The organism is Campylobacter sp. 2018MI34, assembly GCF_016598975.1.
Lineage (GTDB): Bacteria > Campylobacterota > Campylobacteria > Campylobacterales > Campylobacteraceae > Campylobacter_D.
The window spans coordinates 1-1,422 of record NZ_JAENKS010000049.1; the positions used below are offsets into that span (position 1 = coordinate 1).

1 protein-coding gene and 1 pseudogene are annotated in these 1,422 nt (G+C 21.4%); both read left to right on the forward strand.

The features are described from left to right. A pseudogene (locus JG676_RS07650) lies at window positions 1-309 on the forward strand (glycosyltransferase family 2 protein); the annotation flags it as partial. Further along, window positions 306-1,422: glycosyltransferase family 8 protein (locus JG676_RS07655; protein WP_200217853.1), on the forward strand; the 1,117-nt coding region annotated here is incomplete at its 3' end. The pseudogene JG676_RS07650 and the gene JG676_RS07655, both read left to right, overlap by 4 nt.

Genomic DNA, 1,422 nt, shown 5'->3' on the forward strand with positions numbered 1-1,422 from the left:
CATTTATCTTTTAAATTAGGAAAAGAAATATTAAGTGTAAAAGAAAATAAATTAAAAATGTTCATATTGCCTTTTACTTTAATATTTATATATATAAAACATAAAGTATCAAATTTAATATTTAACCTTATATTAAATTCAAATCCAAATTTAAAACCTTTACCATTAAACCATTATAGTGATTATCAAGAAGCTTTAAAAATACAAAATTATCTTTCTTATAAACTTGGAAACTTGCTTATAAAACATCCTTTTACTTTTGTATTTAAAATGAATAAGGTTTACAAAGAGTGGAGGAAAGAAAAATGAAAGAAATAAAACCAGCTTTTCAAGAAAATAATATCCCTATTATTTTTTCTTGTGATGATAATTATTTATCTTATCTTGCGGTAATTCTAAATTCCATCAAGATAAATTCAGATAAAGAATTTAATTATGATATTTGCATATTATATGATACTTTAAACCAAGACGGTATAAAAAAAATAATAAATTTTATTCAGGATATAAATATATCAATAAGATTTATTAATATTAGCCCTTATATTTATCAGGCAAAAAAACAAGTTCATTTTCATACTGCTGCTCATTTTAAAGAATCGACTTATTATCGTTTTTTCATTCCTAGTATTTTTAAGAATTATAAAAAAATTATTTATTTAGATTGTGATATGCTGATTTTAAGAGATTTAAAAGATTTGTTTTTAATTGATTTTGATACATCCATTGCAGCTTGTAAAGAATTGGTTATTATTTTAAGAACTATAAATAAAATTGATTTATATTATATTGATTTTTTAAATAATAAAAAACCTTTCAAAAACATTTATAATTATATTCAATGCGGAGTTTTGGTTTATAATATTTACAAATGCATCGAAAATAATTTTACTCAACGATGTTTAGAAACTTTAAAATATTTAGAGCGACCACCTATTGTAGATCAAGATGTTATTAATAGTGCTTTTGATGGAGATATAAGTTTTCTTGATTCAAAATGGAATTTTACTTGGAATTTACCTATAAAACACCCTAATTTTTCTAATTTGCTTCCAGATGAACTTGTAGATGAAGCTTTAAAAATGATAAATAATCCTTATATAATTCATTATAATGATATTTTTAAACCTTGGAATTCTCCGCATTTACCAAATGCTCATCTTTGGTGGCACTATGCCAGATTAACACCATTTTATGAAGAGATTTTATTTAAAAATATCACTCAAAATAGTTTAAACGTAACACAAAATAACTTTAATTTTATTTCACAAGGGGCAATAAAAAAAATAAAAACACATTTATCTTTTAAATTAGGAAAAGAAATATTAAGTGTAAAAGAAAATAAATTAAAAATGTTCATATTGCCTTTTACTTTAATATTTATATATATAAAACATAAAGTATCAAATTTAATATTTAACC